22 protein-coding genes are annotated in these 14,328 nt (G+C 68.3%); 11 read left to right on the plus strand and 11 right to left on the minus strand.

The features are described from left to right. Nucleotides 1-49: 49 nt before the first annotated feature. On the minus strand, nt 50-643 hold the full coding sequence (locus HD600_RS10695) for an exonuclease domain-containing protein (protein ID WP_184283580.1): 594 nt from the start codon (nt 641-643) through the stop codon (nt 50-52). Nucleotides 644-731: 88 nt separating this feature from the next. Between HD600_RS10695 and HD600_RS10700 the strand changes: the two genes are divergently transcribed. From HD600_RS10700 to HD600_RS10715, 4 genes are all read left to right on the plus strand, one after another. After that, on the plus strand, nt 732-1,472 hold the full coding sequence (locus tag HD600_RS10700; RefSeq protein ID WP_184283582.1) for a class I SAM-dependent methyltransferase: 741 nt from the start codon (nt 732-734) through the stop codon (nt 1,470-1,472). Between the two features lie 2 nt (nt 1,473-1,474). Next, the gene (locus HD600_RS10705) at nt 1,475-2,203 is read left to right on the plus strand and encodes an HAD-IA family hydrolase (RefSeq protein WP_184283584.1); all 729 of its coding nucleotides are present in this window, start codon (nt 1,475-1,477) and stop codon (nt 2,201-2,203) included. A gap of 11 nt (nt 2,204-2,214) precedes the next feature. After that, the gene (gene ychF, locus HD600_RS10710; protein ID WP_184283587.1) at nt 2,215-3,288 is read left to right on the plus strand and encodes a redox-regulated ATPase YchF; all 1,074 of its coding nucleotides are present in this window, start codon (nt 2,215-2,217) and stop codon (nt 3,286-3,288) included. Nucleotides 3,289-3,374: 86 nt separating this feature from the next. Next, nucleotides 3,375-3,740: a VOC family protein gene (locus HD600_RS10715; protein ID WP_206705725.1), complete on the plus strand. Its 366-nt coding sequence runs from the start codon at nt 3,375-3,377 to the stop codon at nt 3,738-3,740. Nucleotides 3,741-3,750: 10 nt separating this feature from the next. Here the strand turns inward: HD600_RS10715 and HD600_RS10720 are convergent, their stop codons facing one another. After that, the gene (locus HD600_RS10720; RefSeq protein WP_184283592.1) at nt 3,751-4,566 is read right to left on the minus strand and encodes an NAD(P)H-dependent oxidoreductase; all 816 of its coding nucleotides are present in this window, start codon (nt 4,564-4,566) and stop codon (nt 3,751-3,753) included. A 67-nt stretch (nt 4,567-4,633) separates the two neighbouring features. Between HD600_RS10720 and HD600_RS10725 the strand changes: the two genes are divergently transcribed. Beyond that, nucleotides 4,634-4,975: a winged helix-turn-helix transcriptional regulator gene (locus HD600_RS10725; protein ID WP_184283594.1), complete on the plus strand. Its 342-nt coding sequence runs from the start codon at nt 4,634-4,636 to the stop codon at nt 4,973-4,975. A 22-nt stretch (nt 4,976-4,997) separates the two neighbouring features. On the opposite strand, the gene HD600_RS10730 is transcribed toward HD600_RS10725, so the two are convergent. From HD600_RS10730 to HD600_RS10740, 3 genes are all read right to left on the minus strand, one after another. After that, nucleotides 4,998-5,933: a hypothetical protein gene (locus tag HD600_RS10730; RefSeq protein ID WP_184283596.1), complete on the minus strand. Its 936-nt coding sequence runs from the start codon at nt 5,931-5,933 to the stop codon at nt 4,998-5,000. Between the two features lie 64 nt (nt 5,934-5,997). Continuing rightward, the gene (gene arfB / locus HD600_RS10735; RefSeq protein WP_184284821.1) at nt 5,998-6,441 is read right to left on the minus strand and encodes an alternative ribosome rescue aminoacyl-tRNA hydrolase ArfB; all 444 of its coding nucleotides are present in this window, start codon (nt 6,439-6,441) and stop codon (nt 5,998-6,000) included. Nucleotides 6,442-6,501: 60 nt separating this feature from the next. Beyond that, nucleotides 6,502-7,074, minus strand: a complete 573-nt coding sequence (locus HD600_RS10740; RefSeq protein WP_184283598.1) for a TetR/AcrR family transcriptional regulator — start codon at nt 7,072-7,074, stop codon at nt 6,502-6,504. Nucleotides 7,075-7,164: 90 nt separating this feature from the next. On the opposite strand from HD600_RS10740, the gene HD600_RS10745 reads away from it, so the two are divergent. Next, nucleotides 7,165-8,184, plus strand: a complete 1,020-nt coding sequence (locus tag HD600_RS10745; protein WP_184283600.1) for an ABC transporter permease — start codon at nt 7,165-7,167, stop codon at nt 8,182-8,184. A gap of 131 nt (nt 8,185-8,315) precedes the next feature. Then, entirely contained in the window at nt 8,316-8,879 is a 564-nt protein-coding gene (locus HD600_RS10750) for an alpha/beta fold hydrolase (protein ID WP_184283602.1), read from the plus strand. A gap of 15 nt (nt 8,880-8,894) precedes the next feature. On the opposite strand, the gene HD600_RS10755 is transcribed toward HD600_RS10750, so the two are convergent. The 3 genes from HD600_RS10755 to HD600_RS10765 form a co-directional block, all read right to left on the minus strand. Beyond that, nucleotides 8,895-9,284: a barstar family protein gene (locus HD600_RS10755; protein ID WP_184283604.1), complete on the minus strand. Its 390-nt coding sequence runs from the start codon at nt 9,282-9,284 to the stop codon at nt 8,895-8,897. Continuing rightward, nucleotides 9,284-9,832 carry a type 1 glutamine amidotransferase domain-containing protein gene (locus HD600_RS10760; protein ID WP_184283607.1) on the minus strand — a complete coding sequence of 183 codons (549 nt, stop codon included), beginning with the start codon at nt 9,830-9,832 and terminating at the stop codon, nt 9,284-9,286. Before HD600_RS10760 ends, HD600_RS10755 begins: the two co-directional genes overlap by 1 nt. Nucleotides 9,833-9,986: 154 nt before the next feature. Continuing rightward, on the minus strand, nt 9,987-10,286 hold the full coding sequence (locus HD600_RS10765; protein ID WP_144795658.1) for a Fe-S cluster assembly protein HesB: 300 nt from the start codon (nt 10,284-10,286) through the stop codon (nt 9,987-9,989). A gap of 218 nt (nt 10,287-10,504) precedes the next feature. On the opposite strand from HD600_RS10765, the gene HD600_RS10770 reads away from it, so the two are divergent. The 3 genes from HD600_RS10770 to HD600_RS10780 are packed head-to-tail and all read left to right on the plus strand — an operon-like array spanning nt 10,505 to nt 12,416. Beyond that, on the plus strand, nt 10,505-10,960 hold the full coding sequence (locus HD600_RS10770; RefSeq protein ID WP_144795657.1) for an SRPBCC family protein: 456 nt from the start codon (nt 10,505-10,507) through the stop codon (nt 10,958-10,960). After that, entirely contained in the window at nt 10,957-11,811 is an 855-nt protein-coding gene (locus tag HD600_RS10775; protein ID WP_338402218.1) for a glycosyltransferase family A protein, read from the plus strand. Before HD600_RS10770 ends, HD600_RS10775 begins: the two co-directional genes overlap by 4 nt. After that, a complete protein-coding gene (locus tag HD600_RS10780; protein WP_184283609.1) occupies nt 11,808-12,416 on the plus strand; it encodes a DUF2238 domain-containing protein in 609 nt (202 codons plus the stop codon). Before HD600_RS10775 ends, HD600_RS10780 begins: the two co-directional genes overlap by 4 nt. Before the next feature lie 6 nt (nt 12,417-12,422). Here the strand turns inward: HD600_RS10780 and HD600_RS10785 are convergent, their stop codons facing one another. The 3 genes from HD600_RS10785 to HD600_RS10795 are packed head-to-tail and all read right to left on the minus strand — an operon-like array spanning nt 12,423 to nt 14,106. After that, nucleotides 12,423-12,911: a GNAT family N-acetyltransferase gene (locus HD600_RS10785; protein ID WP_184283611.1), complete on the minus strand. Its 489-nt coding sequence runs from the start codon at nt 12,909-12,911 to the stop codon at nt 12,423-12,425. Nucleotides 12,912-12,957: 46 nt separating this feature from the next. Continuing rightward, nucleotides 12,958-13,542, minus strand: coding sequence for a 1-acyl-sn-glycerol-3-phosphate acyltransferase (locus HD600_RS10790; RefSeq protein ID WP_184283613.1), 585 nt, complete (start codon nt 13,540-13,542; stop codon nt 12,958-12,960). Between the two features lie 48 nt (nt 13,543-13,590). Further along, on the minus strand, nt 13,591-14,106 hold the full coding sequence (locus HD600_RS10795) for a DUF6328 family protein (RefSeq protein ID WP_184283615.1): 516 nt from the start codon (nt 14,104-14,106) through the stop codon (nt 13,591-13,593). Nucleotides 14,107-14,186: 80 nt separating this feature from the next. Here HD600_RS10795 and HD600_RS15070 point away from each other — a divergent pair, with 80 nt between their 5' ends. After that, nucleotides 14,187-14,318 (plus strand): hypothetical protein, encoded by a 132-nt coding sequence (locus HD600_RS15070; protein WP_260980465.1) that lies wholly within the window; start codon nt 14,187-14,189, stop codon nt 14,316-14,318. Nucleotides 14,319-14,328: the final 10 nt, after the last annotated feature.

The following is a 14,328-nucleotide window of genomic DNA, read 5'->3' on the forward strand; positions in this document are numbered from 1 at the left end:
TTCTCGCGCGCCGAGCGCTCCGGCGCGTCCCCTGCCCGGGTAAAAGGGGTCAGGCGGCCTGGACCTCAGCGACGAGCGCCGGGGGCTCGGCGAGGCGCAGGCTGAGCCCGGCGGCCAGCTCGTGCACGTCCCCCGCCTCGGTCCGTCGGGCGGCGTCGATGACGATCTGCGCGCAGGCGCGGGCATCCGCCAGGGCGTCGTGGTGCGAGAACTCCGCGAAACCGGCGGCTGCCGCGGCGAGCGGCAGTCGGTAGGACTCGAGGTCGTACACCTTGCGCGCCACCTGAAGACTGCACAGTGATCGGTATGGCGGGCAGACGAGTTCGGTGACGGCGGCCGCCGTGCGGAGCACCTTCAGATCGAACCCGGCGTTGTGCGCGACGAGGACGTCGGCGCCGGCGAAATCGCACAGGCGGTCGAACTGCTCGATCCACGTCGCCGCAGTGAGGACATCCTGGGGGCGGATGCCGTGGATCCGCACGTTCCACTCCTGGAACTCGTCATGGCCGACGGGGGGACGGATGAGCCATCCGGCGGTGGCGACGACCTCGCCGTCCCTCACGCGGACGAGTCCGACCGAGCAGGCGGATGCCGGGCTGGAGTTCGCGGTCTCGAAATCGATGGCGGTGAAGTCCAATGGCACGTCTTCACTCTCGTCCCGTGCGGCGGGCGCGGGCAGCAGGCTCGCCGGTGGTCGCGGCATCCGGTCGTGGTGTACGTATGCTGGCGGCATGAATGATGGGCGGGCGACATCCTTCGGTGCGGCGGCGGCCGACTACGAGGCTGCTCGGCCGGACTATCCCTTCGACGCGGTCGCGTGGATGCTCGAGAACATGCCGCACGGATCGCGCCGCATCGCCGACGTCGGCGCCGGCACGGGCAAGCTGACCCGCGTGCTGGCCGATGCGCCGGATGCCGAGGTCGTCGCGGTCGACCCCGACCCCGAGATGCTGGCGACGCTGCGCTCCGCTGTTCCCGGCGTTCCGACGTTCGTCGGGACGGCCGAGCGGATGCCGGTGCCCGATGCGAGCCTGGATGCGGTCGTGCTCGGTCAGGCGTGGCACTGGGTGGACCCGGCTGCGGCCAGTACGGAGATCGGCCGCACGGTGCGGTCCGGCGGCGTGCTCGGTCTGATCTGGAACACGCGCGACAGTCGTGTCGCCTGGGTGCGGCGTCTCACGGCGATCATGCACTCGAGCGCCGCCGAAGAGATGCTCGCGGCGGGCGGACCCACGATCGCCGCACCCTTCCGCGAGGTCGAAGCGGGGCAGTGGGAGTGGTCGCGGGCCATGACGCGTGCGCAGCTGCACCGGATGGCGGACTCGCGCAGTCACCTCATCACGGCATCCGAGGACGAGCGGTGCGCGATCCACCAGGAGATGGACCGGCTGTTCGACGAGCTCGGACTGCGCGCGGACGAGACGATCGAGATGCCGTACGTGACGAGGGCGTACCGGGCAGTGCGGAGTTGACCGTGGCCGTCCGCGCCGTGTTCTTCGACCTGGACGACACGCTGGTCCGAGACGGAGCGGAAGAGGCCGTGCGCCGCACGGCGAGGGCGCTCGCCGCCCGACACGGGTTCGGCGCGGACGACATCCTCGCGGCGAACGTCGAGGCCTGGCAACAGGGCTGGGCCTCACTCGGCGACTCGTGGATGCGGGGACCCCTGAGTGATGACGCCCTCCCACGGGACATCTGGCGGCGGACCCTGGAGCGCTACGGCCAGGGGGATCGCTCGCTCGTCGATGAAGCCGTCGACCTGCATCTCAGCGCGGAACGGGTGACCTTCACTCCGTTCGAGGAGACCGCCGAGGTCCTCGACGCGCTTCGAGCGCGCGGTGTCGCCGTCGGGCTGATCACGAACGGACCGGCGCAGTTCCAGCGCGGTAAGCTCGCCGCCGCCGGCATCCGGGACCGTTTCGATCTCGTGGTGACCTCCGGGGATCTCGGAATCCTCAAACCGGACGTCGAGGTGTTCCGGCATGCGCTCGCCGGTCTGGACGCGGACGCCGGTGGGGCGGTGCACGTCGGCGACGATTTCGCTGCGGACGTCGAGGGGGCTGTACGCGCCGGGATGCAGGCGGTCTGGGTCAACCGCACGGGTGCCGCACCGCCGAAGGTCGACGTGCCCCATCACGACGGCCGTTCGCTGAGAGATGTGCTCGCGGTCGTGGGAGAGGGCGGCCTCAGCCGGCCCCGGTAGACTCTTCCCCCGTGGCTCTCACTATCGGCATCGTCGGCCTGCCCAACGTCGGCAAGTCCACCCTCTTCAACGCACTCACCAAGAACGACGTGCTCGCGGCGAACTATCCGTTCGCGACGATCGAGCCGAACGTCGGTGTGGTGAACCTCCCCGATTCGCGGTTGAACGTGCTCGCCGAGATCTTCGGCAGCGAGCGCATCCTTCCGGCGACGGTGTCCTTCGTCGACATCGCCGGCATCGTACGGGGCGCCAGCGAGGGGGAGGGGCTCGGCAACCAGTTCCTCGCGAACATCCGCGAGGCGGATGCCATCGCCCAGGTCGTGCGCGGATTCGTCGACGACGACGTCGTTCACGTCGACGGGGCGATCAACCCGCAGGGCGACCTTGAGACCATCAACGCCGAGCTCATGCTCGCGGATCTGCAGACCGTCGAGAAGGCCATTCCCCGCTTCGAGAAGGAGGTGCGCGGCAAGAAGCTCGACCCGTCGGTGCTCGAGGCCGCCAACGCCGCCAAGGACGCCCTCGAGCGCGGTCAGCTCCTCTCGGTGAGCGGGATCGATCTCGCGCCGATCAAGGAGCTGGGCCTGCTGACCTCGAAGCCTGTCATCTTCGTGTTCAACGTCGACGAGAGCGTGCTGACGGATGCCGCGCGGAAGGCCGAGCTGGAGGCGCTCGTCGCACCGGCGAAGGCGATCTTCCTCGACGCCAAGATCGAATCCGAGCTCATCGACCTCGACCCGGAGGATGCCGCCGAGCTGCTGGCGTCCACCGGCCAGGAAGAATCCGGCCTCGACCAGCTCGCCCGCATCGGTTTCGACACTCTCGGTCTCCAGACCTACCTCACCGCAGGGCCCAAGGAGGCCCGTGCGTGGACGATCCCCAAGGGGTCGAAGGCCCCGCAGGCCGCTGGGGTCATCCACACGGACTTCGAGAAGGGCTTCATCAAGGCGGAGGTCATCTCCTTCGACGACCTCGTCGAGACGGGTTCCGTCGTCGAGGCCCGCGCGAAGGGCAAGGCGCGTCTCGAGGGCAAGGACTACGTCATGCAGGACGGCGACGTCGTGGAGTTCCGCTTCAACGTCTGAGCACATGCGTCGAACCGCAGGGCAGTCGCTCTGTCGGACGCCCCGGCTATCGTCGGCTCATGACGGTTCATCTCGAAGGCATCACTGTGCTCGCCGACGATGTGGCTGTTCTCGCTGATTTCTATGAGCGCGCACTCGGCTGGGAAGTGGAGGTTCGCGAAGAGGCGTACGTGGCGTTCGGGGGACAAGGGGTCCGCGTCGCGATCTTCTCTCGTCGATCGATGAGCGAGGTCACCGACGGGCATCCGGCCTATGCCGCGCCATTCACCGACCAGGCGTTCGAACTGAACCTTCAGTGCGACAGCGCGGACGAGGTGGAGCGGCGCTACGACCAGGTGGTGGCCGCCGGGGCGACGCCGACGGGGCGGCCGGCGCTGCGGGAGTGGGGCCAGTTCACCGGGTTCTTCGCGGATCCGGAGGGAAACGTTCACTCTCTGTTCGCCGATGTGTGACGAGTGACGTCTACGGGCGGCGATCCTCGCCACGGGGAGCGTCTCCGACGTGGATGCTCAGCCCGGTCTCGCCAGGGACGACGTGGTCCTCGAGCTCCCACTCCGACGTGTACTCGCCTGTGAACTGCGGTCGATATGGGATGGGCTCGTCGGTGAACAGGCCGTCCAGGCGGCGGAGGAAACCGTCCCGGACGGTGTCGTAACTCTCGATGCGATCGGCGCTGGCCTGGGCCCAGGGGGAGAGCACAGACATGCCCGTGTAGGCGAGCGTGCCGTGCAGGAGGGGGAAGAGCAGCTCTGTCAGCTCCCCGGACTTGCCACGCGGGCCGATGGAGCGCGGTCGGTCGCCCAACGTGGTGGCGACGAGGGCTCTCTTCCCGCGGAACGGGCCTTGTTCGAAGCGGAGCCGCCGTCCGGTGCCGGGGTGTTTGCCGAAGGCGAAGCCGCTGACGAACACCCGATCGAACCAGCCCTTCAAGATTGACGGCATCCCGTACCACCACAGGGGGAACTGGAGGATCAGCGCGTCGGCTCGGCGGAGCTTCGCCAGCTCCGCCTGCACGTCGCTCGGTTGCCTCCCCTCGATGTAGGCGAGTCGGATGTCCGCTGTGGCGCGGAAGGGACTCGAAGGTCCGGCCTCGTGGCCGGCGTCCCGCGGGCGCATGACCGGGTCCCAGTCCATCCCGTAGAGGTCCGATTCGAGCACCGCCAGGCCGGCGCCGCGCAGATGGGCGATCCCGTCGCGTCGGAGGCTGCCGGTGAGAGAACGCGGCTCCGGATGGGCACTGACCCAGAGGATCGTTCGGGCTTCGTCGGTGCAGGGCATGTCGCCCAGACTGCCGAGGCAGGATGGAAGCGGCAAGTACGGACATTTATGTCACTGAGGAGGAATCTTGCGGTTGCCTGTCGCGCGCGCAGTGGAGGTGTGTCCTGTCGAGGTGGCGGTGTCGGTGGTGGGCGGGACATGGAAGTTGACGCTCATCAAGCACCTGTCCGCGGGGAAGAGACGGTTCAACGAGCTGGGGCGCCTCGTGCCCCTCGCCAACCGGAAGACACTCACGCGCCAACTGCGAGAACTCGAGGAGGACGGGATCGTCGAGCGGACGGTGCACCCGGAGGTCCCACCTCGCGTCGAGTATGCGCTGACCGAGCTCGGTCACAGCCTCGGCCCTATCGTCGCCGCCATGGATCAGTGGGGTGCCGAGTTCGAGGCGCGCGCGACACGCCGCCGTTGACCGCGAGTTCGGACGAGCCGGGTCAGCCGCCGCCACCGCCGTCCGAGGCCACGGTGAACTGCGAGGAGTCCGATTCGAACCTCAGCGGTCGGGCGTCATCCGGTTCGATGAGACAGTCGGTGCGCACGCGGCCCCGGACGGTGCGCCGCGCGAAGAACACGGCCAGAGGTTCGCCGACGAGCGGAACCCGGCCGGGCGCGGTGCTCATGTGCGCCTTCACCCGCACCGGCCCCTCGGGCAGTTCCACCTCGACGACGGTCTCGAACTGGCTGAGCGTGCCGATCTGTGTGTGCGTGAAGATCCTCTGCTTCAGCGTCCCCGTGGTGCGGGTGCCGGTCTCCCGCATGTGTGCGATGCGCCGCTGCGCCCGACGGGCAGCGGCGCCGACGAACGGGATCGCGAGCAGCAGAGCCACTGCGACCACGACGGCGACCGCGGCGAAGATCATCGTGACCTCGGGATCGGGCAGCTGCCAGGCAGGCACACCCGACGGAGGATCGCTCAGATACACCGCGAAGATGCGCAGGTGCGCGAGAAGCGCGACTGATACGCCCAGAGTCGCCGGGAAGCCGACGACGAGCGCCGCCACGCGGTGCTGACCGAAACGCGCGAGGACCGTCGAGTACAACCCGAAGGTGCCCAACACTGCGAGCATCAGCGCCCCGACCCCGACGATGACGTACCACCACCACTGCTGCGACATCTCCTCCACCCATGGAACGGGGAACGGCACGGCCACCCGACTCAGAGCGAAGAAGCCGAAGATCGCCCAAAAGGCGAACACCGCGATCGCGCGTAAGACGGTGCCCGTCCCGAGCGCCCCTGGCCGGGCTCCCGGTGCCAGCGATGTGATGCGCTCGCCGCGACGATCCGTGGAGAAGATCGGGCCGTCGACCCACCAGCGTGCGGCCTGTGCAGCGGGAGCGAGGGCGTCGTGAGCCGTCGAGCGTGGCATCATGGCACCTCCCTCTGCGTCGTGTGAGCGACCGTAGCAGGACGCCGCCATTCGTGCGAGCGAGCCCTCACCCCGATGCATCCGGCCGCCTGCGGCCCGCCTTCGTGTCCGAACGGCGACGCTTGCCCTCCAGCCTCCGTCGCTGAGACCCCTTCGTAGGGCGGGTCTGGCGGCGCGTGGCCGTCGGAGCGACAGCCGCGCGCAGCAGCTCGGCCATCCGCTCCTTCGCCGCGAGTCGGTTCTGGCGCTGCGAACGATGCTCGGATGCGGTGATGGTGAGAACCGTGCCGACCAGTCGCGCACCGAGTCGCCGAATGATGCGCTCGCGCTGGATCTCGTCGAGTGCTGTGGTGGTGCCGAGGTCGAGGCTGAGCTGCACGCGAGAATCTGTGGTGTTCACTCCCTGCCCGCCGGGACCGGAGGCACGGGAGAACTGCTCGGTGAGTTCTGCGGCCGGCACCCGCAGGCCGCGCGGAGCGCCGGGGCCGGGGAGCACGCGCAGATCGCGCAGATCGTCCATGCTCTCAGTCTGCCGCAGCCGGCGGAGCCCATCGCTGCAGGTCCGCTGCGCTCAGGTGCGCAGACTCCACTCGAGATAGGCCGCTGCGAGCTGGGCGGGGACCTCGGGAGCGGCGGCGCGGATCGTCGCCACCTGCGGGCGAGTGATGGTCGCGATCGCGGCCACGGTGCCGAGCGCCGTGATGTCGTCACGGATGACCCGACCGCTCTGCAGGCGGGTCAACAGCCCGTCGAGCGCGTCGAGGGCCGGTTGCTGGATGGCCGCGAGGGCTGATCCGGTCGACCCGGGATCAGTGGGAGTGGACGTGCCGACTCCGAGGCCGTCGGTGAGTGCGCCGAGCTCTGTCCTCATGAGGCGGTCGATCAGGCCCGTCCATGCGCTCGTGGGGTCTGTCGCGGCCGCGGCATCGGCCTCGGCGACCACATCGAGGATCTGCTGGACGATGTCGTCGATCACGGCGCGGACGAGGTGGTCGCGTGAGGAGAAGTTGCGATACAGCGTCGCGATACCGACGCCGCTCTCGGCAGCCACCGTCTCCAGCGGGACGTCTCCACCGCGCTCGGCGAACAGGTGGCGGGCGCTCGTGATGATCGACTGCCGTCGACGCGCGGCGTCGGATCTCATGTGGGCCTCCTCGATTTGACTTCCACCCTAAACCGGAGGAATATCATCCGGTAAAGCGGAGGAAATGCCTCCGCTTGCTGAGAAGGATCCATGACCCGCACCGCATCCGGAGCGAAGCCCGCCCTCACCTGGCTCGGGCTCACCGTCGCTCTCTCCGTCATCCTCGTCGCCCTGCTGATGCTCTTCATCTCGCCGTCGCTCATGGCAGGACCGCGCGACCTTCACATCGGCCTCGTCGGGACCCCCGATCAGGTGCAGTCGGCGGCACAGCTCCTGGAGGAGGACTCGCCGGGCGCGTTCGTTCCCGAGGGCTACGACGATGTCGCGGACCTCGAGCAGGCGATCCGGGAGCGCGAGGTCGTCGGCGGGTTCGATCTCACCGAATCGGCGGTGACCGTGTACGTCGCCGGGGCGGGATCGACGGCGATCGCCGGCGCCGTCAGCACCGCGGGCGCGTCGGTGGCCGCCGGAATCGGCGCAGTCCTCGAGGTGGTCGACGTCGTTCCCCTGCCGGACACCGACCCGACGGGCGTGGGTATCGGCGGTCTCGCCTTCCCGCTGGTGTTCGGAGGGATCGTCCCGGCGGTGGCGTTCCGCAGTCTCCTTCCGGGGCGCCGCGGATGGATCTTCGCCGGCCTGACCGGATTCAGCGTGATCGGTGGCCTCGTCGTCGCCGTCGTGCTCAAGTACGTGTTCGGCAGCTTCACCGGCGCCGTCCTTCCCGTCGCCCTGAGCGTCGCCCTCGGAATCGCGGCGCTGGCACTTCCTCTTGCGGCGCTCAACGAGTGCTTCGGAGCCAAGGGCTTCACCGCCGCGGCGATGGTGATGATGTTCGTCGGCAACCCGTTCGCAGGGATCGGCACGGGGGCGCAGTGGCTCCCCGGCGGTGTCGCGCTGATCGGTCAGCTGCTTCCGCCGGGATCCGCCGGCACCCTCGTGCGTTCGGTCGCCTACTTCGACGGCGCAGGGGGAGCCGGGGCGGCGATGATCCTGCTCGCGTGGGTGGCCGTGGGGCTCGTGCTCTGGTTCGTCGCGCCGCTCCTGCCCCGGAACGCCAGGCCGTCGGTCACCACGCAGGCCGAGGCGAGCGAGGTCCCCGTCGCTGCGTGAACCGGTGTGTCGCGGAATGAGCGCCTGCGGGCGGGGGCGGGCGTCGATGTAAAATCGGAACTCGGCTCGGCGCAGGTCCGGTGCGGTCCGCGCCGGTGGCCGGCCATCGGCAACGCAGACAGGGGTACCCAGTGACGCAGCAGAGCATCTTCGAAGCGGACAGCCGTGCCGTGCCGTACGTCGTGGAGGGCGAGGGGCCGGTGTCTCTCGTGCTCGTGACGGATCGAGAGCTCGAGGGCGACGGTCTCGGCGTCGTCGCGCACTACCTCGCCGAGGAGTCGGGTTTTCACGTCATCCGCATCGGCCTGACATCCGATGGATCGGGTGCCGACACGCACATCGATGACGTACGGGCCGTGATCGATCACCTCGGCCTCACCGACACCTGGATCGGGGGCCACGGCTTCGGCGGCACCGTGGCACGTGCGTTCGCCGCGGCGCACACCGACCGCGTGAACGGACTGCTCCTGCTCGGTGCCGAGCACGACGAGACGCCGCTCGCTCCGGCGATCCCGGTGCTCATCGTCCAGGGCTCGGAGGACACCGTCACACCACCGGTGAACGGCGAACGGCTGCAGGCGACCGCCCCCGAGCGGGCGAGTGTGAAGAGCCTCGTCGGTGCCGATCACTTCTTCCCGGTGACCCATCCGATCGAGACGGCCGTGATCATCGAGGAATACCTCGACTGGGACTGAGTCTTGCAGGCAGGCTCAGTGCAACTGCAGATCGACCAGTGGGTGGTCGGCGAAGACGGCGATGACACGATGGAAGTAGGTCCGGCCGGTCCCTGAGCGCAGATCATCCAATTCGGACATGATGCGCGCCTCGTCGTAGGCGGACGGGTGGGCGAGCTTGCGGAGCAGCCAGCGCTGGGTCTCCTCGTATCCGAGGGCCTCCCTGCTGTGCCTGTGCGCCTCCCAGATGACGACCGCCGGATCGCCGCCACGGGTCTCGCTCTCAAGACGATGGAGGACGTCGTCGAGCGCATCGAGGCTCTCGCCCATCTGCCAGTCCTCATCGCGCATGAACTCGCGATTGAACGCGGTGAAGAGGTCGGCGATGCCGCCGACCTCTTCACCATCGATGCGGTATACGGTCATCAGGCGTGTTGACCGGCGTGGGCACCCTCAGCGATCTCCTCGACGGTCTTGGCGTTGAACGCCGGCAGGTCGTCAGGAGTGCGGCTGGAGACGAAACCGTCGTCGACCACGACCTCCTCGTCGACCCACGTCGCACCGGCGTTGCGGAGATCGGTGCGAAGGCTCGGGTAGCTGGTGATCTTGCGGTCGCGCACGACGTCGGCCTCGATGAGGATCCACGCGCCGTGGCAGATGACCGAAACGGGCTTGTGCGCCTGGAAGAACGCCTTCGCGAACGCGACGGAGTCCGCGTCCATGCGCAGGTTGTCGGCGTTCACGACTCCGCCGGGCAGCACCAGCGCGTCGAACGCGTCGGGGTCCGCGGAGCCGACCGCGAGGTCGACGCGCTGCTCGTGCCCGTTCTTACCCGTGACCTTGACACCGGCGGGGGAGACGAGCTGGGCCTGTGCCCCGGCATCCGTCACCGCACCCCACGGGCTCGTCAGCTCGCTGTCCTCGAATCCATCAGTGAGCAGGAATGCGACCTTCTTGCCATCGAGTTCTGCCATGGTGTTCTCCGTTCTTCTCTGCGTGCTCTGCCGCGTCTGCGGAAGCGGGTGTCATCCCACGATGGCTCAGCCCCGCCCGCGGATGAAGGGGCTTGACGGATGACACGGAAAAGGGTGGGATGCCGGAGCACCCCACCCTTTCGATCGATCGCTCTCAGGCCGGCTGTGGCAGGATCGTGAAGCTCACGGCGCCCTGCTCGTCGACACCGGCGTCGAGCACCTTGTCCGACAGGGCATCGGCGGCGCCGTCCTCAAGGAACACCCGGCTGGCGGCGCCCTCCACGACGACGTCTGCGGGCTCGGGGGAGGGGACGACGTGCACGGCGAAACGTGCTTCGCCGTTGGGGCCCTGTCCCTCCGCGGTCTGGATGCGCAGACCTGCGTCTGCACTGGCATCCTGCTGGCCGACGATCGTGGTGACGACGGCATCTGCATTCTCGGTCAGGGTGAGCACAACGCTCTCCTTCCGTTCGCGGACATGCTCCGGTCAGAACATGTCCGGGCTACGATTCCTCACCCGGCGACGTCGATCAAGTTCGTGGCAGGATTGTGAGGGATCTCCCATCTCCGGAGGTAGCACAGTGCGGCACAACCGTGTCAACCCCTTGTCGCTCAGCCCGCCGATCGGGCTGACTGGATGCAGACCAGAAACCGACACGAGGAGGAGCCATCATGGCGCAGATCGTTGAGACCGTCGACGTCGAAGTACCCGTACACGTCGCGTACAACCAGTGGACGCAGTTCGAGAGCTTCCCCGAATTCCTGGACGAGGTGGTGTCGCTGACGCAGATCGACGACACCACGACTCACTGGAAGGTGAACATCGGAGGCGCGGAGCGCGAGTTCGACGCCGTCATCACCGAGCAGCACCCCGAGGAGCGGGTGGCATGGACGAGCACCGGTGGCGAGGCGGATCACGCCGGTGCCGTGACCTTCCACAAGCTCGACGACGCGACCTCTCGCGTCACGGTGCAGATCGACTGGGAGCCGGAGGGCTTCGTGGAGAAGGCCGGATCCGTCCTCGGCGCGGGATCGCACGCCGTGAAGAAGGACCTGCAGAACTTCAAGGAGTTCATCGAGCGTCGTGGGTCCGAGACCGGCGCCTGGCGAGGAGACGTCGCGAGGTGACAGACTCTGCGTCCCCCGGCCACCGTGTCCGCCCTCGGCAGCCACGGAGGTCGGGGGACGACTCTGTACCGCAAGCGCCGGGGCCTCGGCTCACCGCGGCCATCGTCATCCCCGTCAAGGACGATGCGCGGCTGCTGGAGCGTTGCCTGTTTGCACTGCGATCGCAGACGGTCGCCGCCGATGAGATCATCGTCGTCGACAACAACTCCAGCGACGACTCCGCCGAGGTCGCCGCAGCCTTCGGCGCGCGCGTCATTCCCTGCGCACAGCCCGGGATCCCTGCCGCGGCGGCGACGGGATACGACGCCGCACAAGCGGACCTGATCCTGCGCCTCGACGCCGACTGCATTCCTCCCGCCACGTGGGTGGAGGAGGTCTTCGCCGCTTTCCGCACGCAGCCTGAGATCAGCGCGTTCACCGGTAACGCCCGCTTCATCGACGGGCCGGTCGGATGCCGGCGCTGGGCCGCCGGTCTCTACCTCGGTGCGTACGCCACACTCACATCTCCCGCTCTCGGACACCGTCCGCTGTTCGGATCGAATCTGGCGATGCGGCGCGACGCCTGGACGGCGGTCCGTGCACACGTGCACTATGACGATTCCGAGCTCCACGACGATCTCGACCTCGCCTACCACCTCGGCAGAGAACACCGGTTGGGGACCCTCCTCGGCGAACCCATGGGCATCTCGATGCGCCCGTTCTCCGATCTCCGCTCGTTCCGCAGACGTGTCCGGCGCGGGTTCCGCACCGTCGTCATCCACTGGCCGGACGACTTCCCCCCGCGTCGGTGGCGACATCTGCGTTCACGCGCTGAGGGACGCATACTGACGACGACCGGGGGATCCGCATGATCGACACCTTCCTGACTCCGCCGCGGACCACCGCGGAATGGGCGGCCGACGCGCTGCGCCTCATCGGCTTCCTCAGCGTCGTCGTCGCGCTCGTGATGTACTCACCGACCGATGCCGGCATCCTCGCTCTCGCCACCCCGGCGCTGGTCGCCCCGCGGTTCGTCGGGCTGCGCGGCTCTGCCGATGTCGTGTACTGCATCACCGTCCTCGTCGCCGCCTGGAGCAACGTCTTCGACATCTATCGGACGGTCGTCGGCTGGGACATCATCGTGCACTTCGTGGCGACCGGGGTGTTGGCCGGAGTCGCCTACCTCCTGCTCGCGCGGCTCGGCATCCTGCCGCTGCCGGGAACACCACACCATGGCGCCGCGGTGGGGATCGTCATCACGACCGCCCTCGGGCTCGCGCTCAGCGCCCTGTGGGAGATGATCGAGTGGCTGGGATTCACGTTCATCAGCGACAACATCTTCGTCGAGTACGACGACACCATCGGCGACATGGCCGCCGGGGGAGCGGGGGCATTGGTCGCGGGCGTGCTCGTGGCGTACGTGCGGCTCCTCGACTCCCGCGTCACCGGTGCGCAGCGGGAGACAGCGGCCGCGTGATGCGGCTCAGTGCCGAGACGCTCTGAGATCCTTGCGGAGGAAGACCTGCTCGGTGCCGTCATCCTGGGGCACCCGCTGGCTCTCGACGTACCCGCACCGCTCGTAGAGGCGGATGTTCGCCTCGCTCAAGCTGCCGGAGAACAGTTCGGCCTCCGCCGCGGTGCTGCCCTGCTCCGCCGCTTCGAGCAGCGCACGCCCGATCCCCTCTCCCTGCATGTCCGGGGCGATGGCGATGCGACCGATCAGCAGCAGCTCGCCGTCCTGAATCGCGCGCAACGCGCCGACGAGCCGGGTACCGGCATGAGCGACCCACCCGTCGTTCTCCGCGATCTCGGTCTCCAATTGTTCGAGCGTCTGCGTCAGCGGAGGCATGTCGACGCTTCCGTAGATCAGTGCTTCCGACACGAATGCAGCCCGCTGCACCGTGAGGACCTCACCGGCGTCCTCTCGAGTGATCCGACGGACAGTGATCTGCGGGGAAGGGGAAGCGCTCATGCGAACGAGTCTCGCGAGGGCAGCGATCCCTGTCCAGGGGGTTGCATCACGACGAGGAGTCCGTGGCATTCTCTTCGCGAAGACGCGGTTCACACCGCAGCGCGGGACGCAGGCCGGACTTGTCCGCGTAGAACTCCCGGATGCGATCCATGTCGGCCCCAACGTCACCGGTGAGCTCGAAAGTCGGACCGAGACCTGTTGTCATCGTCGTGCGGTCGACGAACCCCAGGGTGACCGGCATCTGCGCCTCGCGTGCGATGCGGTAGAACCCGGACTTCCAGTAGGCGTTGCTGCCGCGCGTGCCGTCGGGGGTGACGACCAGACCGAACACCTCACCGTCTCGGATCCGTGCGACGACATCGGCGACGACGCGGCTGGGATCCGTCCGGTCGACCGGGATGCCGCCGAGGCGCCGCATGAGAGGGCCGCGCCAGCCGGAGAACAGGCTCGACTTGCCGAGCCAGCGGACGTCGATCCCCAGTCGCCAGGCGATGCCGAGCATGAGCACGAAGTCCCAGTTCGACGTGTGCGGTGCCCCGATGAGGACACTCGGGCGGTCGGGGGCCGGTTCGCTGGAGAGCCGCCAACGGCTCACCGTCCAGAACGCGCGGGCGATGATCTGACGCAGCATCGTCTCACCGTATGTCAGACCGTATGCGCGACACGGCATGCCCGCCCGTCACCGGCGGGTGGCGTGCGCGACACGCAACGGCAGGGCGACCCAGAGTCCGATGACGACGAGGGTTCCGAAGATCAGCACGATGACCGCGAGCCAGCGCTGCAGGGTGAAGTCGACGATGAGCGCTGTGACCCCGACGCTGAGTGCGCCGACGACGACGAGGTTCGCCTTGACGATCCGCGACGCCACGCGCACCAGCTCCGGCTTGCGTCCCTGCGCGAACAGGGAACGGTGCATGCCGACCGGGGTGAGGGCGAGGACCGTCGCGAGGGCGGCGAGGCCGACGAGCGTGAGATACAGACCCACCTGCAGTGCATCAAGTTCCGTGAAGCGCGGTTGGAACGCGACCGCCAACAGGAAGCCCGACAGCACCTGCGTACCGGTCTGCATGACACGGAGCTCCTGGATGAGCTCCTCCCAGTTGCGGTCGGCGCGCTCGTTCTCCGTCTCGTCGCGGCCGTCGCCGGCACGGCTCTCCTCGCCGAGCGGCTCCTCCTGTGGGTCATCGCGCACCATGGCACGAGTCTGAGACGGTCAGGACGCCGTGTCCAACCCCCTTGACGCGCCCTCACACAATACGGGCGTAGCATGGTTGCATGACCGCTTCGCAGACACCTGATGTCACGCAGGACGTGCAGCCGCCGGCCGCTCCCGCCGGCCTCAACCTCCTCGGCGACGCGAACGCCGGCAACTGCTGCGGCGGTCACTGCGCCCTGCCGAGCGAGTGACCCCATCGCC

This window comes from Microbacterium ginsengiterrae (genome assembly GCF_014205075.1).
Taxonomy (GTDB): domain Bacteria; phylum Actinomycetota; class Actinomycetes; order Actinomycetales; family Microbacteriaceae; genus Microbacterium; species Microbacterium ginsengiterrae.

Excerpts from the sequence above, each read along its gene's own strand:
- HD600_RS10700 (WP_184283582.1), top strand. The coding sequence starts at position 732 with ATGAATGATGGGCGGGCGACATCCTTCGGTGCGGCGGCGGCCGACTAC.
- HD600_RS10720 (WP_184283592.1), bottom strand. The coding sequence starts at position 4,566 with ATGCCCTGCACCGACGAAGCCCGAACGATCCTCTGGGTCAGTGCCCAT.
- HD600_RS10730 (WP_184283596.1), bottom strand. The coding sequence starts at position 5,933 with ATGATGCCACGCTCGACGGCTCACGACGCCCTCGCTCCCGCTGCACAG.
- HD600_RS10740 (WP_184283598.1), bottom strand. The coding sequence starts at position 7,074 with ATGAGATCCGACGCCGCGCGTCGACGGCAGTCGATCATCACGAGCGCC.
- HD600_RS10745 (WP_184283600.1), top strand. The coding sequence starts at position 7,165 with ATGACCCGCACCGCATCCGGAGCGAAGCCCGCCCTCACCTGGCTCGGG.
- HD600_RS10755 (WP_184283604.1), bottom strand. The coding sequence starts at position 9,284 with ATGACCGTATACCGCATCGATGGTGAAGAGGTCGGCGGCATCGCCGAC.
- HD600_RS10760 (WP_184283607.1), bottom strand. The coding sequence starts at position 9,832 with ATGGCAGAACTCGATGGCAAGAAGGTCGCATTCCTGCTCACTGATGGA.
- HD600_RS10770 (WP_144795657.1), top strand. The coding sequence starts at position 10,505 with ATGGCGCAGATCGTTGAGACCGTCGACGTCGAAGTACCCGTACACGTC.
- HD600_RS10780 (WP_184283609.1), top strand. The coding sequence starts at position 11,808 with ATGATCGACACCTTCCTGACTCCGCCGCGGACCACCGCGGAATGGGCG.
- HD600_RS10785 (WP_184283611.1), bottom strand. The coding sequence starts at position 12,911 with ATGAGCGCTTCCCCTTCCCCGCAGATCACTGTCCGTCGGATCACTCGA.
- HD600_RS10790 (WP_184283613.1), bottom strand. The coding sequence starts at position 13,542 with ATGCTGCGTCAGATCATCGCCCGCGCGTTCTGGACGGTGAGCCGTTGG.
- HD600_RS10795 (WP_184283615.1), bottom strand. The coding sequence starts at position 14,106 with ATGGTGCGCGATGACCCACAGGAGGAGCCGCTCGGCGAGGAGAGCCGT.
- HD600_RS15070 (WP_260980465.1), top strand. The coding sequence starts at position 14,187 with ATGACCGCTTCGCAGACACCTGATGTCACGCAGGACGTGCAGCCGCCG.